The 24,458-nt window shown below is 48.1% G+C and carries 22 protein-coding genes; 1 reads left to right on the top strand and 21 read right to left on the bottom strand.

Annotated elements, in window-relative coordinates:
* Window positions 1-57 precede the first annotated feature (57 nt).
* From PIL01S_RS20670 to serS, 21 genes are all read right to left on the bottom strand, one after another.
* Window positions 58-1,113: a phosphotransferase enzyme family protein gene (locus PIL01S_RS20670; protein ID WP_164764298.1), complete on the bottom strand. Its 1,056-nt coding sequence runs from the start codon at window positions 1,111-1,113 to the stop codon at window positions 58-60.
* A gap of 241 nt (window positions 1,114-1,354) precedes the next feature.
* The gene (pstB, locus tag PIL01S_RS20665) at window positions 1,355-2,110 is read right to left on the bottom strand and encodes a phosphate ABC transporter ATP-binding protein PstB (RefSeq protein ID WP_095291715.1); all 756 of its coding nucleotides are present in this window, start codon (window positions 2,108-2,110) and stop codon (window positions 1,355-1,357) included.
* Between the two features lie 12 nt (window positions 2,111-2,122).
* Window positions 2,123-3,010, bottom strand: a complete 888-nt coding sequence (pstA, locus tag PIL01S_RS20660; RefSeq protein ID WP_095291810.1) for a phosphate ABC transporter permease PstA — start codon at window positions 3,008-3,010, stop codon at window positions 2,123-2,125.
* A 2-nt stretch (window positions 3,011-3,012) separates the two neighbouring features.
* Entirely contained in the window at window positions 3,013-3,948 is a 936-nt protein-coding gene (pstC, locus tag PIL01S_RS20655) for a phosphate ABC transporter permease subunit PstC (protein WP_236146679.1), read from the bottom strand.
* 114 nt (window positions 3,949-4,062) lie between these two features.
* Window positions 4,063-4,992, bottom strand: coding sequence for a phosphate ABC transporter substrate-binding protein PstS family protein (locus tag PIL01S_RS20650; protein ID WP_127539151.1), 930 nt, complete (start codon window positions 4,990-4,992; stop codon window positions 4,063-4,065).
* Between the two features lie 628 nt (window positions 4,993-5,620).
* A complete protein-coding gene (locus PIL01S_RS20645) occupies window positions 5,621-6,913 on the bottom strand; it encodes an arsenic transporter (protein ID WP_127539150.1) in 1,293 nt (430 codons plus the stop codon).
* Window positions 6,914-7,053: 140 nt separating this feature from the next.
* Window positions 7,054-9,147 carry a methyl-accepting chemotaxis protein gene (locus tag PIL01S_RS20640; protein WP_127539149.1) on the bottom strand — a complete coding sequence of 698 codons (2,094 nt, stop codon included), beginning with the start codon at window positions 9,145-9,147 and terminating at the stop codon, window positions 7,054-7,056.
* A gap of 228 nt (window positions 9,148-9,375) precedes the next feature.
* Window positions 9,376-10,419: an EAL domain-containing protein gene (locus PIL01S_RS20635; RefSeq protein WP_127539148.1), complete on the bottom strand. Its 1,044-nt coding sequence runs from the start codon at window positions 10,417-10,419 to the stop codon at window positions 9,376-9,378.
* 211 nt (window positions 10,420-10,630) lie between these two features.
* Entirely contained in the window at window positions 10,631-12,883 is a 2,253-nt protein-coding gene (locus tag PIL01S_RS20630; RefSeq protein ID WP_127539147.1) for a bifunctional 2',3'-cyclic-nucleotide 2'-phosphodiesterase/3'-nucleotidase, read from the bottom strand.
* 473 nt (window positions 12,884-13,356) lie between these two features.
* A complete protein-coding gene (locus PIL01S_RS20625; RefSeq protein ID WP_095291705.1) occupies window positions 13,357-13,773 on the bottom strand; it encodes a pyridoxamine 5'-phosphate oxidase family protein in 417 nt (138 codons plus the stop codon).
* A gap of 319 nt (window positions 13,774-14,092) precedes the next feature.
* Entirely contained in the window at window positions 14,093-14,551 is a 459-nt protein-coding gene (locus tag PIL01S_RS20620) for an NUDIX domain-containing protein (RefSeq protein WP_127539146.1), read from the bottom strand.
* A 64-nt stretch (window positions 14,552-14,615) separates the two neighbouring features.
* Window positions 14,616-15,380, bottom strand: coding sequence for a 5-oxoprolinase subunit PxpA (locus PIL01S_RS20615; protein WP_127539145.1), 765 nt, complete (start codon window positions 15,378-15,380; stop codon window positions 14,616-14,618).
* Window positions 15,377-16,405: a 5-oxoprolinase subunit C family protein gene (locus PIL01S_RS20610; RefSeq protein ID WP_127539144.1), complete on the bottom strand. Its 1,029-nt coding sequence runs from the start codon at window positions 16,403-16,405 to the stop codon at window positions 15,377-15,379. The genes PIL01S_RS20615 and PIL01S_RS20610 overlap by 4 nt, the downstream gene beginning before the upstream one ends.
* Window positions 16,402-17,127, bottom strand: coding sequence for a 5-oxoprolinase subunit PxpB (gene pxpB / locus PIL01S_RS20605; RefSeq protein ID WP_127539249.1), 726 nt, complete (start codon window positions 17,125-17,127; stop codon window positions 16,402-16,404). The genes PIL01S_RS20610 and pxpB overlap by 4 nt, the downstream gene beginning before the upstream one ends.
* A gap of 73 nt (window positions 17,128-17,200) precedes the next feature.
* Window positions 17,201-17,782 carry a histidine phosphatase family protein gene (locus tag PIL01S_RS20600; protein ID WP_127539143.1) on the bottom strand — a complete coding sequence of 194 codons (582 nt, stop codon included), beginning with the start codon at window positions 17,780-17,782 and terminating at the stop codon, window positions 17,201-17,203.
* A 29-nt stretch (window positions 17,783-17,811) separates the two neighbouring features.
* On the bottom strand, window positions 17,812-18,399 hold the full coding sequence (locus PIL01S_RS20595; protein ID WP_127539248.1) for a DUF1572 family protein: 588 nt from the start codon (window positions 18,397-18,399) through the stop codon (window positions 17,812-17,814).
* Window positions 18,400-18,451: 52 nt separating this feature from the next.
* A complete protein-coding gene (locus PIL01S_RS20590) occupies window positions 18,452-18,781 on the bottom strand; it encodes a DUF952 domain-containing protein (RefSeq protein ID WP_127539142.1) in 330 nt (109 codons plus the stop codon).
* Between the two features lie 52 nt (window positions 18,782-18,833).
* Window positions 18,834-19,391, bottom strand: coding sequence for a GNAT family N-acetyltransferase (locus PIL01S_RS20585; RefSeq protein WP_127539141.1), 558 nt, complete (start codon window positions 19,389-19,391; stop codon window positions 18,834-18,836).
* On the bottom strand, window positions 19,381-19,785 hold the full coding sequence (locus PIL01S_RS20580; RefSeq protein ID WP_127539140.1) for a ribosomal maturation YjgA family protein: 405 nt from the start codon (window positions 19,783-19,785) through the stop codon (window positions 19,381-19,383). The genes PIL01S_RS20585 and PIL01S_RS20580 overlap by 11 nt, the downstream gene beginning before the upstream one ends.
* A gap of 291 nt (window positions 19,786-20,076) precedes the next feature.
* Window positions 20,077-21,183: an Ig-like domain-containing protein gene (locus tag PIL01S_RS20575; protein ID WP_127539139.1), complete on the bottom strand. Its 1,107-nt coding sequence runs from the start codon at window positions 21,181-21,183 to the stop codon at window positions 20,077-20,079.
* Between the two features lie 241 nt (window positions 21,184-21,424).
* Window positions 21,425-22,720, bottom strand: a complete 1,296-nt coding sequence (gene serS, locus PIL01S_RS20570; RefSeq protein ID WP_127539138.1) for a serine--tRNA ligase — start codon at window positions 22,718-22,720, stop codon at window positions 21,425-21,427.
* Window positions 22,721-23,096: 376 nt separating this feature from the next.
* Between serS and PIL01S_RS20565 the strand changes: the two genes are divergently transcribed.
* Entirely contained in the window at window positions 23,097-24,329 is a 1,233-nt protein-coding gene (locus tag PIL01S_RS20565; RefSeq protein ID WP_127539137.1) for an MFS transporter, read from the top strand.
* Window positions 24,330-24,458: the final 129 nt, after the last annotated feature.

The raw sequence follows: 24,458 nt of genomic DNA, 5'->3' as shown, positions 1-24,458 counted from the left end.
TTATATTGGCTCAAGCATGTGGTCGTAATGTCGTGCTTACTATATTAAATAACGATCTTATAATTCATAGAAAATACTGTGGTTCTCGACGTAGGGTCTGCAATATTTGCTGCAGAGCTTCGGCATCCGATCCTTCATCCATTCATGTCTGGACTCGTTGGCCATCTGGAAGGCATAGTAACCGAACGTAAAAATAAGCATGAATCCTTCCATCAGCCTGATCTCTTGTTTGGTGAGCGGAGCTGTTTGTTTGGTATAACCCGATAGGAAGATATCCCGTTCTTCCCCATTGAAGATCAAGGCTGCACCTGCAGCATCGAAAAGATAATAGCCATAACCATATAAGCAAAAGTCGATCATGGAGATTCCCTGTTCCGTCACCAGCAGATTCCCCCGGGTAATGTCACCATGAATCACTCCCCATGTCTCTGGGCCAATAGGATATGCTTCCAGCTGGTTGTTGATATTCCCAAACGTCTCACGTATCAAGGCAAAATCCTCAGGTGTAAATATGTCCAATCTGACGCCTTCCTCAAGCTGCCCAAGCATGTTCAGATTTTCCTTGATACTGCCATATGATGGACGGACTTCAGTCTGGCCTATCCAGCCATCCTTCGCTTCTGGTCCGGTGCTGGTTGTATCAGGTCTATCCTTCATGCGACCATAGTGGTGAAGTGTCTGCATCTGTATCCCCAAGTCATGAATCTGCTCTCTTGTCAGCTGCTCCCCTTGCTGAATGTCCCTGCCTTCAATCCATTCCAGCATGGTGCAGCAGATTTCCTCCCCACTTTCCAGGAAGCAGACAGTAACCCAATCTCCCGACAGATTACGAACAGGATTCTGCACGCGTAATCCGGTAGATGATTTTATTTCATGAAGGAGATTCATCTCCGCTTCCAGTGCCGGACGTGTATGTTGAATACCGGTCATGCTTGCATAAGCAGCTTTATGTATACGCAGCAGATACTTCTGTCCACTTGCTTCGTCCATAATATGATAGGTCAGATTCTCATTGTGACGGATAAAGCAGGCCGAGGGCCTCCTTAAGGGATAGCGTGTTATCGCATCCGCTACCAAGCTGTCCATGAATCGTTCGCGGTCCGTTGTTATCATCAACATCTCCTTCAGAGTCCTAGATATCCAACTTGTCATCATCTCTACCTTCAGAAACATAGATCTGTGCACTAACTATCTTGTAACTCTGGTTATCGTAGCATGATTGTTTTTGTTATGGCAAACTCTACCATTACTAAAATATAAAAAGCATAACCCCCAAACTTTGTTGTTCGGGAGTTATGCTTTCTTCTCTGTTTATTGCTTTATATTATACTCCATCCAATGTCATGCAATTTCCTTAACCGAAACGTCCCATAATGTACTCTTGTGTCAAACGGTTATCGGGGTTGGTGAAGATATGTTCTGTATCCCCGTGCTCAATCATGCTTCCCAGATAAAAATACGCTGTATAATCCGAGATGCGTGCTGCCTGCTGCATATTATGGGTTACGATTACGATTCGGAGATCCTTCTTAAGCTCGGAAATGAGTTCCTCTACTTTACCCGTCGATACCGGGTCCAGCGCTGATGCCGGCTCATCGAGCAGCAAAATCTGAGGATCAACCGACAAGGCACGTGCAATACACAGACGCTGTTGTTGTCCACCAGAGAGAGACAGGGCCGATTCATTCAGTCGGTCCTTCACTTCATCCCATAGCGCGGCGCGGCGCAAGCTTTTCTCCACGATTTCATCCAGTGCCTTCTTGCCTTTGATACCGCGGTAGCGGGGGCCAAACGCGATATTGTTATAGATGGACTTATGAAATGGGTTTGGCTTCTGCCACACCATGCCGATTTTCTGGCGCAATTTGATCACGTCGGTGCCTGGCTCGTTCAGGTCTTTACCATCCATCCAGATGTGCCCCTCTGTGCGGGAACCGGAAATCTCATCGTTCATGCGGTTGAGGGACCGCAAAAACGTGGATTTACCGCAACCGGAAGGTCCGATCAGCGCTGTAACGCTGGCTTCAGGAAACGCGAGGCTGATCTGCTTGACTGCCTGGAAATGTCCATAATATATGCTTAACTGTTCCGTACCAAAAGGTATGGCCATGTTGGTTCCTCCTTATTTCGAAGCTGTCATGCGGCGGTATACAACCCGGCCGATCCAGCGCGCACTCAGATTGAACGCCAGTACAAGGATAACAAGCACCGCAGATGCTCCGGCTGCTACTTCCTTGGAATCTGGCCCAATGCCTTCACTGTTGACTTTCCAGATATGAACGGCAAGTGTCTCTGCCGGACGGAATGGGTTAAGCGGCGATCTTGGGCTTGTCGGATTCCAATCCGTGAAGTCCAGCGGCGGACTGCTCATCCCTGCAGTAAACATCAGGGCTGCCGCTTCACCGAAGATCCGGCCGGAAGCCAGGATTGTACCTGTAATCAAGCTTGGCAGCGCCACAGGCAGCAAGATGGACGTGATGATTTTCCATTTGGACAGACCCAGTGCCAGGCCCGCTTCCTTCTGTTCCTTCGGAACGGCCCGGAACGCCTGCTCCGTTGTACGTACCATGAGCGGCAGGTTGAATATCGCGAGCGCCATGGCACCCGAGATCAGGGAGAAGCCGAGGCCGAACGTATTTACAATCAACAAGAGACCAAACAAACCGATAACGATCGACGGGAAGGAGGACAATACCTCAACAACCAATCGGATAAAACTTGTAATCTTGCCTGGCTTCGCATACTCCGCCATATAGATTCCTCCGCCCCAACCGAGCGGAATGGTGATAATGAGCGTTAAGATCAACAGGAAGATGGAGTTAAAGAGCTGCGGTCCAATCCCGCCGCCCCCTTTGAGCAGCTGCGGCGCACTCGTCAGGAAGTGCCAGTTGATTTGCCCTACTCCCCGGAACAGGATGAATCCCAGCAAACCGAGCAGCAATACCACGATGAACAAGGCTAAAACAACTATGACGGATGTAGCAATTTTATCGACCGTTTTCGCCTTCATTTTCATACCCGGTTTCTCCTTTCGAGCAAACGAACCAGAATGACGAATACAAACGTCATCACAAGCAGGACAAGCGCCATACTCCAGAGTGCATTATTATGAACCGAACCCATTGTGGTGTTACCCATACTCAGGGTGATTACACTTGTTAATGTAGAAGCTGATTCAAGCAAGGATGTCGGTACATGCGGTGCATTACCGATAACCATTTGTACAGCGAGTGCTTCACCGAAGGCACGAGCCATACCCAGAACGATCCCTGTCAGCAAGGCTGGCAGAACCGTTGGAATAATCACGCGATAGATCGTCTGCCAGCGCGTAGCGCCCAGAGCATAGGACGATTCACGCAAGCCTTTGGGCAGAGCAGACAGAGCATCCGCCATAATGCTTGTTACGGTAGGCAGAATCATTACGGATAGAACCAGACATCCGGCTGCAATCCCGATGCCGGCTCCGCCGAAAATGCTGCGCAATAGAGGCACTATAACACTCAGACCGATAAAACCGTAAACGACAGACGGAATACCGGACAACAATTCAATGGCAGGCTGCAATATCTTTTTCCCTTTACCCGGCACGATCTCCGTCATAAAGAGTGCTGCACACAAACTGAGCGGGCTTGCAATCAAAGCGGCCAGCAGGGTGGTTGTGAAGGAACCGGTGATGAACGGTAATGCTCCATAGGCTGCTGGTTCTGATGATGGACTCCACGTTTTGCCGAACAGGAATTCACTCAGGCTCACACCATCCTTAAAAAAGGTGGAGAGACCCTTGGACGCCACAAAATAAACGATGGAAAACATGACAACGATCAACAATACGACACAAATCGACGTATAGATCCGTCCAGTCCATTCTTCCCAGAAATGTTTCTCTCTCAAGGGTCGGCGTGACTTGATCTTGCTGTTCATTACCGTTCCCCCTTCGGTCTGTTCCATAACAACCATCCTTCTATAATAGAGTAATGTAAAATATGGGATTATTTCAGTTCAAACCGCGCAAAGAGGCAGGACCTTAGTCCGCCTCTCTCGCTGTATGAGCAAGTTCAAAGATTATTGAGTCAAGTTACCTGCTGCATCGCGTTTTACTTTCATGCCGGATACCGGAATGTAACCCAGTTCCGTTACGTCTGTTTGTTGAATTTCGTCACTCAGCATGTAGTCGAGGAATGCTTTTGTAGCTGCATCCGGCTCACCTTTTGTGTACATGTGCTGGTAAGCCCATACTGGATATGTTCCAGCTTCTACGTTCTCAACTGTTGCTTCAACGCCTTCGTACTTCAGTACTTGCAAGCTGTCATCCAGGTAAGACAAGGCCAGGTAACCAATTGCTCCTGGAGTCTCGGATACGAGCTTCTTCACTGTACCGGAGGAATCTTCTTGGATGGATCCTTGAATATCTTCAACTTTCGTTCCCAGAGCGAAGTTCTCGAATGTTGCACGAGTACCGGAGCTGCTAGGACGGTTAACGATAACGATGGCTTGATCTGCACCGCCAACATCTTTCCAGTTCGTGATTTTACCGGAGAAGATATCGATCAGTTGTTGCTTCGTCAGGTCTTCAACACCTGCATCTTTGTTGCTTACTGGTGCAATAGCTACTACTGCTACTTGGTGATCAACCAGTTCTTTTGCTTTTGCTTCGTCTTCCAGCTTCTCTTCTGCAAATACGTCGGAGTTACCGATTGTGGCTTGTCCGTCGGATACTTGTGTCAAACCCGTACCACTACCGCCGCCTTGCACTTGCACTGTTACATTTTTATATTCATCAACTGCCATAAATTTTTGTCCAGCTTGCTCTACCAGAGGTTGCAGTGCTGTTGAACCAACAGCCAGGATGTTTCCGCTAAGCTCAGCAGCTTCGCCTGATCCTGAACCATTGCTTGCGGCGCCCTCTGTACCAGCATCATTTTTGGATCCGCATGCTGCGAGTACCAGTACGAACGTTAAGGTCATCAAAATAAACGGCAACTTTTTAAACATGTTTTGTTTTCCTCCCCCAATGTAGTGATGGCGTTTTGTGAATTTGTTTGTTCACCATCAACTCTTTTATCATTGTAGTTTCGGTATGTCATCTCAAAATCAATGTTTTGTAAACGCAATGTTAAAATTATGGGCGGTGTTTTGAAATAAATGGAAGGCAAAACAACACCGTAAGCGACCGTTCCGGTTCCGGATCGTTCTTCCGAACGCTGTATTGGCTCGGCCTCACGGAAATTACATAGTGCCACTACGCTGACAGAACAATCTTCCGATCGCTGTTATCCCCGGATTTCATTAATTTTTCCCTTTGGTAAAAATCCGGTGATAAAGGCGAGCGCTTCGCTTCTACAGATTATTGCTGTCCTCTCCGTTCCAATGTAATAGCAGGCGAATGCTTCGCTTCTTCAGAATCGATTCCGTCCCCTCCACTGCTTCGGTGTTGTTTGGTCGCTTCCAGACGTTTCAATCCATCGCCTGGGAGAGGTGAGAAAATAAAAAGGACCAGCCAATAAAAGGCTGGTCTAATGTAAATACTTTTTGTTAATAATATTTAAACTTCATATATAGAAAGAAAATAAAAACTGCCTCCTCTCAAGTGCATGGCACCAGAGCAAAAGCAGCCTTTCTACTAATTCAAAATCCACAGCCACAGGGCCAGTCCAGCCAAGGTAATCAACAATGTCGGGATCGTCAGGATAACACCTGCTTTGAAATAATATCCCCACGTAATCTTTACACCCTTTCGCGACAACACATGCAGCCACAACAATGTGGCCAGTGAACCGATCGGCGTCATTTTGGGACCCAGATCAGATCCAATCACGTTGGCATAGATCAACGCTTCTCGAACAATGCCTTCTGTATGCGCATCCTGGATCGCCAGTGCGTTAATCAACACGGTTGGCAGATTGTTCATCACCGATGATAATACTGCTGCGATCAATCCCATGCCCACCGATGCAGCCAGCAGGCCATGCTCTGCTATGGTATCCAGCCAGCGGCTCAGATAATCTGTTAACCCGGCATTACGCAGTCCGTATACAACGATGTACATGCCTACCGAGAAGACCACAATGGACCAAGGCGCTTCCTTGACAACACGTTTCAGGTCAACCGCTTCACTCTTGCGTGCCAATATGGCGAATAGCAGAGCGACGGCGCCCACGATAACCGATACCGGGATCGGCAGAAACTCACTGGAGATGTAAGCTATCAGAAGCAGCGCAAGCATATACCAGGCAATACGGAACATCCGCGGATCGCGAATGGCTTCCTTGGGATCGCGAGCGGCGGAGATGTCGTAGCGATGAGGGATACTTTTACGATAAAACAGATACAGCATTCCTGTACTCGCTACCATGGAAAAGATATTGGGAACAATCATCCGCACAGCATACTCGACAAACGTAATTCCAAAATAATCGGCTGACACAATATTCACCAGGTTGCTGACAATCAGCGGCAGTGACGTGGTATCGGCAATAAACCCGCTTGCCATGACAAATGCAAGTACCATGCGTTCATCGAATTTCAGCGCACGCACCATGGCGAGAACAATCGGAGTCAGAATAAGCGCCGCACCATCGTTGGCAAATAAAGCAGACACTGCTGCTCCGAGCAATATGGAATAGATGAATAGTCTGCGTCCATTCCCTCCAGCGAGTCTCGCCATATGAAGTGCAGCCCATTCGAAGAACCCGGTCTCATCCAGAATCAGTGAAATCATAATGATGCCGACAAATGCCAGTGTTGCATTCCATACGATGGATGCCACATCGGAGGCATCATTCAGACTGACGACACCACATAGCAAGGCGAGCACGGCTCCACCTGAAGCAGACCAGCCAATACCCAGTCCACGAGGCTGCCAGATCACCAGCGCAACGGTTAATACAAAGATTAGTATAGCTACGTATGTCATAAATCCTCCTGTACCTTCACCCTATTACTACTATTATAAATACACCGCAATCTAAGAGAAAAACCAACGATATAGTTATACAGGGCAACAGGAGGATTGTCTATCTTTATTTTATTCTATGAACAAGTATTATCACCAGGTTATGCCTGGTCCTTGTTCTTCGGCGTATCTTCCACCATTTTAAACATGCCCAGCAGGCCTTGTAATTGTTCCGCCATACTATTCAGATGTGCTGATGACGACGCAATCTCTTCTACAGATGCCAGCTGTTCCTCAGAGGAAGCCGATACGGATTCCGTATTCGCAGCACTCTCCTGGGTTACGACAGAAATATCATTCATGGCTTGGGCAACACGAGCCGCTCCTTCTTCCAGCTGCTTCGTTGTTTGAGACAGATCATCGAGCGTATGGGCTGCATCTTCAACGGCCACACGAATCTGTGCGAATGACTGTCCTGAAGTATTTACGGCCTGAATGCCATCCTCTACCCGGGTCTGGGCAGCCGTCATGGCATCCATGGCGGCATCCATATCCAGACGGATATTATGAACAAGTTCACCGATTTGTGCCGCAGAGCTGCCGGATTCTTCCGCCAGTTTCCGAACCTCACCTGCTACCACTGCAAATCCTCGACCAGCATCCCCCGCTCTCGCCGCTTCAATAGATGCGTTCAGTGCAAGCAGGTTGGTCTGTTTGGAAATGGTGGCGATGACATTAACCATGTTTCCAATTTCTGTGGACCGCGCATTCAAGGACTGAACCACCACTGCCAGCTGTTCCACCGTCTCCTGAATGCTGCTCATCTGATCCATGGCCTGTCCCGCAGCTTCATTACCGGAATAAGCTGCTCCGGATGTATTCCGCATGTTCTGCGTAATGGATTGCACACGTTCAGACATCATGCGGACATCTTCGGCCATACGACTCATCTGCCCCGATCCGTCGGTCACGCTCTTCACCTGCTGCTCTGCACCTTCCGCAAGTTCCTGAATGGAAAGTGTCGAGTGCTCAATGGCTTTGGTCGTTTGCTCCGCACTCGCCGACAATTCCTGAGAGGAAGCCGATACCTGCTCCGTCGTCTCCTGTACACCCAGAATCATCATTCGAAGGTTATCTACCATCCGCTCAAAATACTTGGCGAGATCACCGACTTCATCTTTTCGTCCGGTTTCCATCTTGACCGTCAGATCCCCTTTGCTTACCGCACGAGCAGACTCCTGGAGACGCCGGATTGGGCGCAGCATGGAGCGTGTAAACCAGATAATGAATATTAGCGTGAGGAAGGTCGCAGCCAGAATGACGATTAAGGTTGCCATACGAATGTCTTTACTGGCATGGGACAATTCACTTTGGAACATCGTTCCGCCAATCTTCCAGCCCGTAGCTTCATTAGTGGAGAAGATCATCATTCTGGAATCACCATTGTAGGTGTAATCGAACGACCCCTCTTGTTCTGCAAACATGGGCTCCAAAGCCTCTGACGTTTCGTGCGTGCCAGATTCCACCACAGGTGAGGAGATATAATTTCTCTCCGGATCCATGATAATAACGTACCCTTCCTTGCCCACCTTAATGGAAGCCTGTTCGCTAAGTTCCGTTAGATCCAAAGACAGACCTACTACACCAGATTGATCTTCCAGTGTTTTGGAGATAAACACAACCGTTACTCCATCCGTATTCTTGGACACGGCTGACACAGCGGGATTGCCCGGGTTGGCCATCGCCAGCTTGTACCATTCCCGCTCCCTTGGATCATAGTTGGACCCTTGTGCACTGCCGGTTTTTTCTTTCCCCCTAACCATGGTCCCATCTTCAGTTCCTACAAATATATTCAACGCATCAGGATGCAATCCGACATACTGCTGTAATTTCACTTCCAATTCAGAAAGGCCACTATCCCCGCTAAGCATGTCCGTCCGAATGGAATCGGCAAAATAATTGATATCGTGAATCTTCGCATTGATATGGGTTTCAATAATTGAATTCGTCGTGCTTACACTTTGTTTGGCACTATCCATCAGTTGACCTTCCACCGTGCGATCGGCAATCAACAATGTGATCATTCCAATGATCAAACTGGGCACCAGCAATACGGCCAGAAAAGATACCAGCAATTTATTTCGTATACTCCAGACAAAGCCCTTTTTCTTGTTCTTCTTTTTTGCTTTATTTTCTTTCTGTTTGACTGGTTTGGCAGCTTTTTTCGCATGCCCTTGGTCCAGATTCTCCCCCATCTGCTATTCCCCCTCTAGAAAGTTCAATCCTTCTTTGTTTGTATGTAGGACCCTCTCCATGTCTACCTCAACCCTTCTCTTCACACCAAATCCTATCGATAGGGCTATCTTATATATCGGCTTAAGTCCAAATTTATTTGATTACAAAAATTTACATGGCATGTCAAACAAGCCACTCCGCTAATTGGAAGTGACTTGTTTATATGTACACATTAAAAAGGCATTTATCTAGGCAGATGTTTGCCGGTATGGACCCTGTGGCGGCTTGGCCGACGGTTTGCCAAAGTAATATCCCTGAGCCAGCTCGATCCCTATGGAACGGCAAAAATCAAATTCCTCCATGCGTTCGATGCCTTCAGCAAGCACACGTCCCCCGAATCGGCGTGACATCTCCACAATATCGATAATTTGCTGTTGTTTCACCGGGTCACGATCACACTGATCAATCAGACTACGATCAATTTTGACAAAATCAGGCTCCAGCCGATTCATCAATTCAATGGTCGAATACCCTGCCCCGACATCATCCAGTGCAACCGACATTCCATGGGAACGATACACCGAAAAAATATGCTGGAGAGTGGACATATGCTGGATCTGTTCCGTTTCCACAACTTCAAACACAAAATCCTTGGGGTCCAGTTCCAAGCGCTCAATCGCTTCAAACGTATGGATCAGGCAAAACTCAGGATTGTATATAGAGGAGGGCAGGAAATTCACAAAGCGCTTAACACCATGAGGCAAAAAGGCTGCACTTGTTTCGATTGCTGTGATTCTTGCGGTCCGATCCAAAAAGGAATGTAAACCCGTGTCCCGGGCAACCTCAAACAAGTTATACGGGCTAAATGGCGTGCCATTTTCGGAAGGTCGAAGCAAAAACTCGAATCCGACAATCTGTTCATTTGCATCAACAATAGGCTGCATATGACTGCTGAATTGGTTGTTCAAAATAATCGATACCAGATCAGCATGCTTGAATCGAGATTTCATCATCTGAAGACTAATCCAGCCTGCTTGATCCGCCTGTTCATGCATTGAAGTTACCTGTACTGTAATCGATTCCGGGCGGATGGCTTCGAGCTTCTGTATCGCTTCCAGCCAGTTTTGTACAGATTCAGCATTCGTATAGGTCATCCATATCGCTTCATCCGAATGTTCAACATGCACACCCAACGTTCTCAGCAATTCCAGCAAAACGGGGAAAACGGGACGCAGATACAGAGTACCTTGATCCTCAATTGGATAGATTGGACTGCAGCCACTGCAATTCATGTAGAACCCCCTTGCCGGTTTATGTTTCTATTTCAATTAATGTTAAATGGTATATACCCAAAGTTTGTAAATATTATAGCATGGGTCATAAAATTAATCTCTAGTGTTTTGATGACTTCCGGTATGAACGTTTTTGCTACAGTCTTAAACATTTTTGCAGAAAAAAAGACCGCCAGTCTGTTGACTGTCGGCCTTCATCATCCGCTTTATATTAAGAAGCGGGAATTACGATTTTCTGTCCAACTTTCAATTGATGTACATTTGAAATTTTGTTGGCTGTGGCAAGCTTGCGCCAGTCCACACCATATTTCAAGCCGATGCGGTACAGGTTGTCCCCTTTTTTCACCACATATACCACTTTGCCGCTTGCTGGTTTCTCAGGTTGCGGTTCTGGTTTTGGTGTTGGTGCTGGAGCAGGTGTTGGTGCTGGAGCAGGCTTCGTTCCCGGTTCGGGAGTCACCGCGGCTTCTCCAGTCAATTTCAAGCCATACTCGGCAAAACCTTCGTCATCCGTACCAATGAACGACATTGCCGGGTTAGCTTCAACCAGCGCTTTGGCATCCGGAGAAGACGCAAACACCACTTCAAGATCGTTCAGCGCTGCTGCAGTTACACTTGCAGAAGGCTTAATTGGTGCCAGTGACCAGTTGCCATCCGCTGCCGGATTGATTGTTTTGTTATCACGGATGTAGTCAATGATGACTTGACGGTTCTCATCCGGAGCTGCCAAAACGATACGTTTACCATCCGGATTGGCCAGTTTGGACGAAGAAGCACGATAGTTATTCGTTGCCACGATAAACTTTTGCTCCGGATCAATCGGTTTGCCATTGAAGCTCAGGTCCTTGATCCGGCTTGCCGATGCATTCACCACGGTTGCTTTGGAATCGTATTTGGCAGGCTGAGTCACATCGATTTGATACGTTACACCATCGATAACATCAAAGTTGTACGTCGGGAAATCCATATTGATCAGCTGCTGCTGTCCACCCTTAGCCGGGTCGATCTGATTGAACTGGCCCGCAGACCATTCCAGCCATTCCTTGATTTCAGCACCGTTAACCAGAACGGCATGTACCGTATTCGGATATACGTACAGATCAGCTACGTTTTTGATCGCGATGGTGCCTGCAGGGATATTCGTATAGTACGAAGCACCTGAACGACCGCCCGCTTTAAATGGAGCTCCTGCAGACAATACCGGGATATCTTCATACTCGGTTCCTTGCATGTGTTTCTCCACGTACCATTTCTGAGCATTCGTCACGATCTGAATGGATGGATCGTCCTGTACCAAAGCGAAGAAGCTGTTGATTGGAGCCGTTGTCTCTCCGACCGGACCACGTACATACTCAAGCGTACCTTCGTGCTCTTCATGAACCGCATCGATGATCTCCTGATCTGCATCAACCAATGGCTTTTTGTTCGCAGTGTCATAGATTGGACGTGCTTCTGTCGCGGAATCTACCACTTTCCACTTGCCATCCACCAGCTCCAGATCAAGATCAATGATTCCGAGATGATCACCCCAGAAGCCTGGCTCCACCGCTGGAACGCCATTGATGGTGCCTTTTTCAAGATCTACTCCCTTTTTGCCTTCAAAATCAGCACTTGGAAATACCTTGTGGGCATGTCCAAACAGAATCGCATTAATCCCCTCTACCTGGCTCAGGTACAGCACCGAGTTTTCCATCAGATCCGTTTGAGGGATATCTTCAAAACCGGAGTGAGGAATGGCAACGATAATGTCTGCACCTTCAGCCTTCATTTGTGGAATGAATTTCTTGGCTGTAGCAATAATATCCTTGGCAATGACTTTGCCTTCCAGATTAGCACTGTCCCACTGCATAATTTGTGGCGGTACGAATCCAATAACACCCACTTTGATCGTGTGCTCTTTACCGCTCTCATCCGTTACTTTTTTGTCCAGAATTTCATAGGGAGTGAAGTAATTCTTGTCGTTCGTTTCATCGTCATCGCCGTCATCTACATAGACATTCGCATTAATATAAGGGAAGTTGGCGCCCTCCAGCGTCATGTCCAGGAAATCCAGACCATAGTTAAACTCGTGGTTTCCGATGTTACCGGCATCATAATCGAGCAGGTTCATTGCTTTATATACAGGGTGAGTCTCACCCTTTTGAAGTGGATCGATTTTGGCTACATAGTCTCCGAGCGGGTTACCCTGAATCAGGTCACCATTGTCGAACAACAGGCTGTTTTTCGCTTCTTCACGGGCTTTTTTGATCAGCGTAGCTGTTTTGGCGAGTCCATATTGATCGGTCTCTTTATCGGAGTAGTAGTCGTAGTTAAGCAGATTGTCATGAATGTCCGTTGTTTCCATGATCCGCAATTTTACTTTGGCAGCATCTGCAGCCGATACAGGTACCGGAAATACTGCAAGCACGTTTAATGCAACTAAAGCGGCAGTCAGGCTTGATAATACTTTTTTGTTCTTTTTCAAAATAACCCCTCCCGGTTATGTACATTGAATCATGCCATAGTGTGCAAACGAATAGGCGCAGAAATAGCATAGATTTCATGGGTTGTGCGTGCTGAAATCATGGTCTTCACCAGCTGAATTCAGGTTAGTTTATCTCACATGAACATCTATTCATATCTGTGCGTATCGTTTACATTCCAAATCATAACGCAATGAGGCGTGGTTGAAAAGCATTATTTTTTACATTATCCGCACATAAGAATCCAACTTTACATAATCATGCGGGATTTCGACATTATTCTCTCTTTTTTTGTTAATATATAGTTTACTAACCGTGTTAAATACGTATATTACATAGGACTTACATATGTATCCATTTCAGCCTGCTCATCAGCCAGCAAAAAACCGCGAAGCTCTGCGGCCTCACGGTTTATATGTCCATCAAGATATATCCGATTATTCAGCGCTCCCAAAGAGCACTTCATTCGGTTGCTTTATTGTTCCCACACCTGATGCTCATGGTCCTTGCCTGTATATTCAATGCGTACTGGTGTAATATCCAAAATGACATAATTCGGATCGTTCGGTCCGTCAAACCATGCTTTCAGTTCATCATTCCACACTTCTTCACGCAGGTTTTCATTTTTGGTTACTTCACAGGTTCCTTCGATCTCAACCACTTCTTTGGAGCCACCCGCCTCATAGCCGAGCAAAAGACTAACATTAGGGTTGTTCTCAAGCTCCTCTACCTTATGTGTGCGGCGGTTCGTCGCCAAGTGAATATTCATACCATCATTGAAAAGCGCCATATAGCGGGATTTCGGTTTACCATTTTCCACGGTTGAGAAGCTGCAAAAAGGGTTGTTTTCCAATGCCTTTACAATGTTTTGTTCTAGTTCCGTCTTATTCATGGGACATGCTCCTTCCGGTTTGGGGATATATAAGCAGAACTTACTGTGATTACACGTAAGCACTCCACTGACAGAACAACCTTCCGATCGCTGTTATCCCCAGATTTTTTTTATTCCCTTTTCGCAAAGGAAAAATCCAGTGATAAAGGCGACCGCTTCGCTTCTTCAGGTTTCTTCTGTCCGTTCCGTTATCGTGTAATTCTATGTTCCACTTCTATTAAGTTTGTTGTGACATAAAAGCCTGTACTTATAGTGTACCCACCCCACCTATGGTGAATCCATGAATCCGTTCGTAAACGTGACAATATTGGAAAGGTTATTAGTTGATATCCCCAAGATAAATCCGTAATGGTTCACGTTTCAGCAGCAATTCGCCAATCGTTTGGGGATACAAACGGACGGAAGGCAGATCTTCAAGCGCAATCCATTCCACCGCAACCTGATGGTCATCCGGGTTGGAGCCTTCAAATACTGTGGCATCCGTATCCTTCAGGCTGCATTCGAAATAAAATTCAACCTGGTGGATGTCTGCATCCCATTCGGCAAACTCATGATTCTTCCCGATGTATTCCCGGATATGAAGCAATTCGCCTACGTTCACGGCCTGTCCAATCTCTTCCAGACATTCGCGGGCAACCGCATCCTTCAATTCTTCGCCCTTCTCCTGGCCTCCACCCGGGAAAACATAAGCTGTACCATATTGATCCTCCAAACGGATGACGAGCAGCCTTCCATTCTGTACAATGACCGCCTTTGCGGAATTTCGTATCGGTTTCATTTGTTCATCGACTCCAATTCATTCATATGTATCTATCTCGGAGGGTTCCGGTACCGACCCATTCTCAAGCATGACCTGCAGCCGATAGAATTACCCCTTCAGCTTCAAGTACTCTGCGGATTTCTCTTACAAAAGAGAGGGCATGCTCCCCATCACCATGTATGCATATGGTCTCCGCTTTGAGGGGAACCGCTATGCCTTCCGTGGACACTACGATACCTTCATTCACCATGCGCAGCACTTGAGCCAGTGCTTGTTCTGGCTGTCCAATGACTGCTCCTGCATGACTGCGGGGCGTCAATTTACCGTCCGCACCGTAAGTCCGATCTGCAAACACTTCACTTACGCTGCGCAGACCGGTACGATCCGCCGCCTCAATGAGCGCGCTGCCCGCAAGACCATAGAGGTATAGTTCTGGCCTTACGTTGTAAACTGCCTGAGCAATAGCTTCAGCAAGCATCATATTCTCCGCAGCCATATTGTATAATGCGCCGTGCGGTTTCACATGATGCATGCATCCACCGGATGCTCTTACGAAGGCATCCAGTGCCCCGATTTGGTAAACGACCATGTCATAGGCTTCTTGCGGAGTTATATCCATGCTTCTCCTGCCAAAACCCTGCATATCCGGCAATCCCGGATGTGCTCCAATCGCAATCTGATGCTCCATCGCCTTTTCCACCGTGGATCGCATCGTGGCCGGATCCCCTGCATGAAATCCGCAAGCAATGTTGGCCGAAGTGATCAGCGGCAAAACCGCTTCATCCCACGGCATTCGGTATATACCATAACTTTCGCCCAGATCACAATTGATATCTACCGTCTTCATTGGCGATCCCCCGTTTCGGTCAATCTTCTGCGGATGAATGCAGCGCACAGCTGTAATCCCCGTTCCTGCTCCAGGAACAACTGCTGCGCTTCTTCATGTGTAATTGGCTGAAAAGCAACCCGTGTCCCGGGCCTTGCCTGTGCCAATACCGGTAAATCCACCCTGGCTACCTGTGCAATCACTGGGTATCCTCCAATGGTCTGATGATCTGCCATCAGGATGATGGGCTGACCATCTGCTGGGACCTGAACTGTGCCATAGGTTACGGCTTCTGATAACCGGCTCATGGGTTGTTCAAGCTCCAGCCTTGAACCCTCCAATCGATATCCCATCCGATCCGACTGAGGAGCAATCACATATTGTTCATTATACAATCGTTCCAGGCTTTCCCTGGTAAACTTGGAGGTATCTGTTCCCGCCATCACACGGATTACTGGATCCCTCTGATAGAAAGGCCATTCTCTGCTGGATAGGTGCCATATCGGCCCCTTCATTTGTGTTTTCTCCAACTTCGCTTGTTCCAGCAATTGATGGAGCATGGCTCGTGCTTCCCAAGATGCCTCCGCAGCAGATAAAATATCTCCTGCCCGCAAAGCTCTGCCTTCCAAGCCACCAATGCCTGTTTTCAGATCCGTACTTCGGCTCCCCATGACCTCATTTACCTCTATCCCACCAGCAATGGACAGATATGCTCTCAATCCGGATCGACATCGCCCAAATTTCAATACACTTCCCGCCATTAACGCGACCGGACGCCACAGGGGAACGGGCTGATCATCCACGGTTGCCGACAGATCTGCACCACATAGAGCGATGAAGCTATTTTCATGAAATCGAAGCTCAGGGCCCGTCATGGTTATTTCCATCACAGCTGCATTACGGCGATTATGCACCAGCATATTGGCTGTTCCTGCTGCAAATGTATCCATGACTCCACCCGGATGTACCCCATGCCGTCGATATCCGTACCTTCCCTCATCCTGAACTGTGGACAACAGGCCTGGGCGAATGACCTCCATTCTCATCCTTCGCCCTCCTTCCACTCTATGTATTCCTGCTCGGTTATCGCTTCAAACCGGACCCGATCCCCTGCCTGAAGTAGGCTCGGCAGATCATGTTCAGGACGAAACAGCTTCAGAGGTGTTCGTCCGATGCAGTGCCAACCACCAGGAGTGGCTACCGGGTATATTCCGGTTTGCTCGCCGCCGATTCCGACGGTCCCGGCTTCCACTCTCAGCCTCGGAGTTGCTCTTCGGGGTGTAGCAATCCGCTTGGGTAATCCGCCAAGGTAGGGGAATCCCGGTGCAAATCCAATCATATGGACCAGGTATTCCCCGGATGTATGAATCGCAACAACCTCATCTGGGGTCAGTTCGTTTTCACTCGCGACATACTCCAGATCAGGCCCGAATGGACCTCCGTAGCACACTGGAATCACAATGGTTCTGAATTGATTATGTACGGATTCTTCAAGCATCTCTAACCGGGACAATAACATCCTGCACACCTGTTGATATGGAGAAGATTCACTTGCTCCTTTCCCTGAAGCCGATCGAGCGGATTCTGCAACATCCATTGGATCATAAAACAGTGCAATCGACGCGAATGATGGAACCAACTCCACCATGCCCCGAAAGGAATTTCCCTCCAGCCAAGCACAGACCGAGATCACTCTGCGGTGAACTTCATCCGATATTACATCTCCGCAACGAATCATCACTCCAGCCTCACCCAGTGGAGACAGCATCTCTTCTGTCCATACATACTTGATTTTGCTCACGCCATCTCCCCCTGTTGGTAAGTTTAGGATTGATCATGTTCTATTTCGGATTCAGATGGACACTGCAATTGTATAATTCGCACGCCCAGGATCCAGCTTTCTTTTCAAGCCGGGTAATCGAGGTATTGGACAACTTCGTGCTGACATCAAGCGCAGGCACCAATCCTCGGAGGGTATTACGCAGAATGGCCCCATGACTGACCACAATCACTTTCCCATCAGGATGCTCTTTGCATATATCCTCAATTGCAGCGCTGCCACGCATCGTCCCGGATTCTGCAGCTTCCCGTCCCAGCTCCAGAGTGCTCCAGTCCGGGCCCCATTTGGCTATACGTTCCGCCTCCGTTGTTCCTTCCACCTGACCGCCGCCCATCTCACGCAGCCTTGGGTCCAGATGAATCTCACGAATACCCAGCCGTTCACTGATAATCTTCGCCGTCTCATGTGCACGCCCCAGATCGCTGGCATAGATGGCATCCCACGATTCCGAACTCAGCCTTTCCGCAAGCAAAACCGCCTGTTCTCTCCCTTCCTGATCCAGCGGATTATCCGTCTGTCCCTGAGACCGTTTCTCCTTATTCCAAGCTGTGCTTCCGTGACGTATTAATGCAAACTGTGTCATAGTGTCCCTCTCTTTGTTCTATAGTAAGGTTAATCATGCCGCTGATCATCCGTGTCTAACTCATCCGCGGTAAAATGTCTGCGTTCTTTTGGTTTGGCAAACTTGCTGCCGTTGTATACTGCTGACCCATTTCTTGGTATGGAAAGGCTGGTCCATGGTGTTTCTTTCAGCATTTTGGCTGCGTAAATAATTTGTCCCACATGATACGGATAATGCGCCAATTGCCGTGTAATAGCCTCCATGACGGTATGACCTTCATTGCGAATGTATATGATCTGTGAGAGTTGTTCCGGTGCAAAGGAACGAATGGCACTCAGCAAGCAGTTCCAGCCTTCTTCCCACTTGCCCAGCAGTTCATCTCGTGTGGAAATGTCATTGACGAATTCCGCATCCCGTTCTCGCCAAGGCTTTTCTCCATCGCTTGTGAGCACATCCGTCCAGCGGGATAACATATTGCCCCACAGATGCTTCACAATGACGGCAATGCTGTTGGTTTCCTCATGCCATGCCTGAAATAATTGCTCGGTCTCCAGCTGCTCCATGGCCTTCTCTCCAAGCTGCTTATAATACAGAAATTGCTTCTCGGCTGTCTCCAGAAATGTCTGATTCATATTCATATCCACAATAGGCCAACACCTTTCTATATCCATAGTGAGTGCAAGGTTTGCTTTATTCGGGAAATACCAGTACGCCTTCTTCATTCGGCGGAAAAGGAATCACTTTCTTCACCGCATCCAGATTAAGCTCTCCATAAATATGAGGAAAAAGTTCATTTAACTCATACAGGTCTTCATATACGAGTTCTGGCTTCAACGTTTTTTCATCAATACCCAGCAGCAGCAGATCCGTCCGCCCTGCGTAATATTGTGCAGCTACCCATGGAATCTGCTCTTTGGTAGAACAGTGAATGAATCCATCCGTTTCCAGACTATCCGGTGCGTACACGCTCTCCTTGGATACCTGTTCCCATACTGATTGAGAAATAATGCTGTAGATCATTGCTCCGCCTCCTTATTATTTCTTCTATGTATCCTGTGTATCATTGCAAGTATTATAGATCATCCCGGATACGGGAGTACAATTTTTGATCCGTGAACACGCCTTTGATCTTCAATTGCTTGCGAAGCAGGCCTTCATACGACATGCCCAGTTTCTCCATGACCCGTGCCGAACCGATGTTGCCAGCATTGCATCTGCCCTCCAGCCGGTTGCAGTCCAGTTCTTGAAAGCAGTAATGAACGATGGGCTGCATCGCTTCAGCAGCAAGCCCTTTATTCCACTCCTTGCTTGCAATGGCATATCCCAAAGAAGCACTCTGCATAAGTTCATTGAAATGAAAGATCCCCCCGCGGCCAATCAGGCGCCCCGTGTCTTTGCGAACAAATCCCCATAGATACACCAATTTATTCTCATAATTGTCCAAGGCCCGTTGAATGTATTGAACGGAGTCATCCACCATCTCATGGCAGTTCCACAGACTCTGCTCGCTCACTCTTGGGTCGGAGGCAAATGCATAGTAATCCTCCGTATCGTCTAATGTAAGACGTCTAAGCAGCAGCCGTTCTGTTTCAAATTCTGGCGACTCCGCGAATAACTTTTCAACGTTCATACAAACTCCTCCTATTGCTTAGGAAATAATGGTCTATCACGAACGCAAACAGGATCCCAGCCGTATATCTGATGAGATCTATGACAAGAAAACCGTGTCCCAAAATCAGTGCACCCAACATGGTTGAACGCACCTCATTGAGCCATGGCATCTGAATCATTTGCGAGAATTCTATTACCCAGCTAAACACGAAGCTCAAAAGGAAAGCCCAAGCCTTACTTCGCCTGATCCAAACCATACGAAATCCGAAATAGATCATGCCTGCCCACAAGGCATCTCCAGCATGGTCATGTAAGAAAACAGGCAGCATATCCCCGTAACGACGGGATGCCAGCCCGGCTGCCATGGTAATGACTACCGCAATAAAATAAATTCGTCTTTCTCTGATCAACATCACCTTCTCCAATGCTTACGATCCATCGGCCCTAAACCGCAGTTGCCTTTTTGTACAGCAATTCTCTGCCTAAAGTAAGTTCAATCTTTCAGATCCCCATTTGAACTTATAATTGTAGCTTTCATGCGGGTCACGTCCTCTCCGTTTTTGTTTCTGGACCCGGGCGGGTAAGCCTCTTATTGCGGTGACTTTGTATTTTTGTATCTAAAAAGGGACGTATATTCTACGCCCCTCTGCTGCCTGTCTCTATGATGTAAAAAGCTATGGTCACACGCTGGATTGAAATAAGCTTTATTTTACCGTTACCGGTATCGTCACTTTCTTGTTGTTCCACTTGGCGGTTATGCTCGTTTTGCCTTTACTTACAGCCACCACTTTGCCATTGGTTACGGTAGCTACGCTCGGTTTCGTACTGCTCCAGACTGCATTGTTGGTAACCACCGTTGTCTTGCCTGTATCATACTGCGCCATAACGGTTAGCGTTGTGCTTCCCTGCGGGGATAACACCAGCTTCTTCTGACCTGTAAGCAACTTTTTGAGCAATGGAACAACTGTAACTTCTGTCTTTATTGTCTGATCTTGGTAGGTTCCTGTCAAGGTTGCATTTCCTTCGGTTAGCGTTTTGACCGTCCCATTTTTAACGGTTGCCACTGCATTATTCGACGAAGTCCAGGTCACCTGTTTCGACAGATTAATTGTTTTTCCGTTGGCATATGTACCAATGACCTTCAGTGCTTTGGATTTCTTGATGTTCAACTGCATTGCAGTAGGGGTAACTTCCACTTTGGTAATAATGTCAGTAATGGCTACAGGCACTTTAACTGTTTCCGAGCCGTATTTGCCTTGCAAAAGCACCCGGCCAGGGGTATTGCCCTTGATCTTGCCGTTTTCCACGACAGCTGCTGCATTCGAAACGCTCCACACGATCTCGGAGGTGACATCTTCTTCCTTGCCGCTCGCACGTACAATGCTGACTTTTGGCAGTGCACTTTCACTGCCTTTGACAAAACTATAGGATTTGGGCGAAGCCTTGATGCTTTTGATTTTCTCGGAAACCTGGACAACGAGCTGCGCCTTTGCCCCATCGACCTCAGCATGAATCGTTGCCTCACCCGCTGCTACTGCCTTTACTTTACCTTTCACAATGGTTGCAACTGCTGCATTACTCGTAGACCACGTAACCCCTGCAGTCACATCCTGCTTGTTATCAAACCCTTCAACTTCTGCCATCACCTTCAGCGCAACCGTCTGTGACACACTTAACTTCTGCGGGCTGCTGTTGGTAATTTCAATGGAGGTCACGTCACCTGTAGCCGCCAGAATGTGTGATGGAGCCAAGATGGCACATACCATGATCAGTGCAAGCATTCCTCGAAGTGTTCGTTTTACTCTTTTCATTGCTATCTCCCATCTCCCATAACCCAATATTTTACTTCTATTATATTATATCGGAGATTGAATGCATAATAATGAATTTTGCAGTGCTAGGATGGTCTAAAGAAGTGGGATTCGACAATTTTCCAATCAACCTTTCTACGAATTAAAGCTCTACGCCGTTTACATTCAAGAAAATAAAAAACAGAACCCATAAAGGGCTCCGTTTCTGTCTTGCTGCCAACTTAACTTATAGTTCAGGCGGTTACTCTTCATCTGGAAGCGGCAAAGTCAAATATTCAACACCACCCATATAAGGCTGGAGAGCTGCCGGAATACGAATGCTTCCATCCTCCTGTTGATGATTCTCCAATAGTGGAATGAGGATCCGCGGCGATGCCACGGCCGTATTGTTGAGCGTATGGCAGTACGCTAGCTGACCTTCGGCATTGCGGCAGCGAATGTTCGAACGGCGAGCCTGAAAATCTTGCAGGTTTGACGACGAATGGGTTTCCCCGTAAGCGCCCCGGCTCGGCATCCATGTCTCAATATCGTATTGTTTATACGTTTTCTGCGACATGTCTCCAGTACACACCGCCACCACACGATAAGGCAGTTCCAGCAACTGCAGCAGCTCTTCAGCATGTCCGGTAATTTCCTGCAGCATACGCTCTGATTCCTCTGCATCCGGTGCACAGAGAATGACCTGTTCGACTTTGGCAAACTGATGCACTCTGTACAGTCCTCGCACATCACGGCCGCCTGACCCGACCTCACTGCGGAAACACGTCGATATACCAGCCAGCTTGATCGGCTTCTGTACATCCACAATCTCATCGGCATAATACGATACGAGTGGTACCTCCGAGGTTCCGACCAGCCACTTGTCCTCCCCTGCCAGCTCATAGACCTGATCACGTCCTGTTGGGAAAAATCCCGTGTTCACAAGTGCATCCTCCCTGACCATGAGAGGCACTTCCATAGGGGTGAACCCATGCCCCAGCAGCAAATCAAGTGCAAGCTGCTGAACAGCCCGGTGCAGAAGCAGCCCTGCCCCTTTCAGCACATAGCTTCGTGTTCCGCCAATCTTCACCCCGCGCGGAATATCAATCAGATCGTGGAGCTCCCCGAGTTCCACATGGTCCTTGGCTGTGTAAGCGAATGTTGGTGCTTCTCCTACACGTCGCAGCTCCACATTATCCTCGTCCGATGCTCCAAACGGCGTATCTGGTGAAACGACATTAGGCACCAGCCATTGCAGCCGGGTCACTTCCTCCTGCACGTCCGCCAGCTTCGCTTCGACCTGTTCCAGCTTCTCATTCAGCTGTTTCACCTGAGTTCTTAATCCTTCGGCCTGTTCACGGTCCCCGGATTGCATCAATTTTCCGATATCCGCTGATAAGGTGTTCCGCATTCTGCGTCCTTCTTCTGTTTCCTGCAAAAGCGCTCTGCGCTCCTCATCCCGCTCCAGCAATGCACGAATGCTAATATTGATTTTCTTCCCGTCTGCCGCCGCCTGCACTTCATCTGCATGGGCCCGAATCCACTTCATGTCCAACATGGTCACCGTCTCCTTTGGCTAAAAAAATGCAAAGAGCGCCCTCATCCCTTGGGACGAGGAGCGCTCTGCTCGCGGTGCCACCCAACTTGCCGAATCAGGATAACCTGTTCCAGCCTCTTGGTCCGCGATAACGGGCGGTTCCGGTTAACTTGGGGATGGATTCGCTCCCCTGGCGATAACGCCTCCGAGTTGGATGCTCTTCAACGGCATGGTTCCGATCTGTAATTGTTGTGTCTCAGTATATACGAACCATGAACCACTTTGCAAGTCCTACCAAATCCTTACACATGCTGTTATGATAGACTTGTTTGCACTCGGACGTATGAGCCAAAGTAAGCTGACCTTAAATTGTACATAGGTATAGAAGGAGTTCTCCATGAAAAAATTGTTATGGATCGGCTGCCTGTCCTATTTTCTTATCGGACTTGCACACGTGGTCCTCGGTTCCATTCTGCCTGTCGCACTAGAACATTATGGCAAAGATTACAGTCAGGGAGGAACACTGATCTTTGCCCAATTTGCCGGATTCCTGGGCGGTGTACTGTTATCCCCTCCGTTAAATCGTCGCTTTGGCAAACGCGGCGGGTTACTTATCGCTGCAGCTCTGCTATGCATTGCAGAGTTATCCTATATGCTGCTGCCTCCATGGGGTCTCATGTTCATCATTGCACCCGCAGCCGGTTTCGGATTCGGCATGATTGAAGCCGTAATCGGTACGATCATCATTGCCGCCATCAAAGAAAATACCGCAGTTGCGATGAGCAAGCTTGAAGTATTATTCGGAATCGGAGCCATGGTCATGCCGCTGATCGCCAGCGGTCTGATCTCGGCAGGGTACTGGCGCATGTCCTTCCTCGTCGTTGCCGTCTGTTCAGCACTGACATTCCTCTTCTGGGCCAGAATGTCATTCGGGGAGCTGGATCATGCACTCAGCAGGCGCCAGCCAGATGCCGCTGCTGGACACATCCATGCGGTGGAAGCTTCTGATGGTGTGTCTCCTTCAGACCGTGACACTACCAGTTCAATCTATCGAGGCCGTAATCTGGCCCTGATGATCTTATTCGTTGTATTTTTCTTTCTCTATGTCGGCACGGAGATGAGTCTTGCCAACTTCATGCCTGCCATTCTGATTGAAAAAATGAACATGAAGGAAGCTGGAGCAGCACTTAGTGTTACCTGCTTTTGGATCGCGATGTCTGTTGGAAGACTCTTCGCCGGATATATCGCTGAAAAGTTCCAGTATCGCGTGTACATTTTGTACAGCTGTCTGGCAGCTGTGCTGCTAATGGCCATTTTTCCGTTTACCAACCAGATCTGGTCTGCTTTTCTAATTATTCTCCTGCTTGGGCTGGCGTTTTCAGGGGTTTTCTCCATTGCTCTCGTTTTTGCCAGCAAAATGCTGCCAGGAACAGAAGAGTCTACACCCAGTATCCTGATTGCATCTGGCGGAGTCGGCGGCGCCATTCTGCCTCTGCTTACCGGTTGGAGTCTGGATCATCTGGACGTTAATCAATCCACATGGATGCTTGCGCTATTTTCTGCAGGTCTGCTTGTAATCAGCTTGGTTGCTTATCAGTGGCAGAGCAGACAACATGCAGCTTCCCTTTGATTACCGTCTTGCGAATCGTATTAAATTCACCAGTTAAGCTATAATGTAAAGAGGTTCCGCAGCGCATGCTTCGGAGCCCTTTTTGCTTCAATTATCGCACTGTAGAGTGAAACTCGTGCCATTCAATGG

The sequence above is a fragment of the Paenibacillus illinoisensis NBRC 15959 genome (assembly GCF_004000925.1).
GTDB classification, from domain to species: Bacteria; Bacillota; Bacilli; order Paenibacillales; family Paenibacillaceae; genus Paenibacillus; species Paenibacillus illinoisensis.
Note: the sequence above shows the minus strand (reverse complement) of the source record. Positions and strands in the feature narration are given on the sequence as shown.

Coding starts and splice junctions, on each gene's coding strand:
- PIL01S_RS20595 (WP_127539248.1), bottom strand. CDS start 18,399: ATGAATATGAATCAGACATTTCTGGAGACAGCCGAGAAGCAATTTCTG.
- PIL01S_RS20670 (WP_164764298.1), bottom strand. CDS start 1,113: ATGATAACAACGGACCGCGAACGATTCATGGACAGCTTGGTAGCGGAT.
- PIL01S_RS20625 (WP_095291705.1), bottom strand. CDS start 13,773: ATGAATAAGACGGAACTAGAACAAAACATTGTAAAGGCATTGGAAAAC.
- pstC (WP_236146679.1), bottom strand. CDS start 3,948: ATGGAACAGACCGAAGGGGGAACGGTAATGAACAGCAAGATCAAGTCA.
- PIL01S_RS20650 (WP_127539151.1), bottom strand. CDS start 4,992: ATGTTTAAAAAGTTGCCGTTTATTTTGATGACCTTAACGTTCGTACTG.
- PIL01S_RS20585 (WP_127539141.1), bottom strand. CDS start 19,391: ATGAACGTTGAAAAGTTATTCGCGGAGTCGCCAGAATTTGAAACAGAA.
- PIL01S_RS20640 (WP_127539149.1), bottom strand. CDS start 9,147: ATGGGGGAGAATCTGGACCAAGGGCATGCGAAAAAAGCTGCCAAACCA.
- PIL01S_RS20635 (WP_127539148.1), bottom strand. CDS start 10,419: ATGAATTGCAGTGGCTGCAGTCCAATCTATCCAATTGAGGATCAAGGT.
- PIL01S_RS20645 (WP_127539150.1), bottom strand. CDS start 6,913: ATGACATACGTAGCTATACTAATCTTTGTATTAACCGTTGCGCTGGTG.
- PIL01S_RS20600 (WP_127539143.1), bottom strand. CDS start 17,782: ATGACACAGTTTGCATTAATACGTCACGGAAGCACAGCTTGGAATAAG.
- PIL01S_RS20580 (WP_127539140.1), bottom strand. CDS start 19,785: ATGTTGATCAGAGAAAGACGAATTTATTTTATTGCGGTAGTCATTACC.
- PIL01S_RS20620 (WP_127539146.1), bottom strand. CDS start 14,551: ATGAAACCGATACGAAATTCCGCAAAGGCGGTCATTGTACAGAATGGA.
- serS (WP_127539138.1), bottom strand. CDS start 22,720: ATGTTGGACATGAAGTGGATTCGGGCCCATGCAGATGAAGTGCAGGCG.
- pstA (WP_095291810.1), bottom strand. CDS start 3,010: ATGAAGGCGAAAACGGTCGATAAAATTGCTACATCCGTCATAGTTGTT.
- PIL01S_RS20575 (WP_127539139.1), bottom strand. CDS start 21,183: ATGAAAAGAGTAAAACGAACACTTCGAGGAATGCTTGCACTGATCATG.
- pxpB (WP_127539249.1), bottom strand. CDS start 17,127: ATGCTGTCTCCACTGGGTGAGGCTGGAGTGATGATTCGTTGCGGAGAT.
- pstB (WP_095291715.1), bottom strand. CDS start 2,110: ATGGCCATACCTTTTGGTACGGAACAGTTAAGCATATATTATGGACAT.
- PIL01S_RS20615 (WP_127539145.1), bottom strand. CDS start 15,380: ATGAAGACGGTAGATATCAATTGTGATCTGGGCGAAAGTTATGGTATA.
- PIL01S_RS20565 (WP_127539137.1), top strand. CDS start 23,097: ATGAAAAAATTGTTATGGATCGGCTGCCTGTCCTATTTTCTTATCGGA.
- PIL01S_RS20610 (WP_127539144.1), bottom strand. CDS start 16,405: ATGAGAATGGAGGTCATTCGCCCAGGCCTGTTGTCCACAGTTCAGGAT.
- PIL01S_RS20590 (WP_127539142.1), bottom strand. CDS start 18,781: ATGATCTACAGCATTATTTCTCAATCAGTATGGGAACAGGTATCCAAG.